We start from the raw sequence: 291 nt of genomic DNA, 5'->3' as shown, positions 1-291 counted from the left end.
TTTTCGTAAGGAGGTGATCCAGCGCCAGGTTCCCCTAGCGCTACCTTGTTACGACTTCACCCCAGTCATGAACCACAAAGTGGTGAGCGTCCTCCCGAAGGTTAAACTACCCACTTCTTTTGCAGCCCACTCCCATGGTGTGACGGGCGGTGTGTACAAGGCCCGGGAACGTATTCACCGTAGCATTCTGATCTACGATTACTAGCGATTCCGACTTCATGGAGTCGAGTTGCAGACTCCAATCCGGACTACGACGCACTTTTTGGGATTCGCTCACTCTCGCAAGTTGGC

The 291-nt window shown here is 53.3% G+C and carries 1 rRNA gene; it reads right to left on the bottom strand.

What is annotated here, in order from left to right:
- Nucleotides 1-6 precede the first annotated feature (6 nt).
- Nucleotides 7-291 (bottom strand): 16S ribosomal RNA (locus ACXAFJ_RS20365); the annotation flags it as partial.

Source organism: Vibrio sp. ABH4_348, from assembly GCF_056159765.1.
The sequence above is the reverse complement of the archived record's forward strand: the minus strand, read 5'-3'. Positions and strand labels throughout refer to the sequence as shown.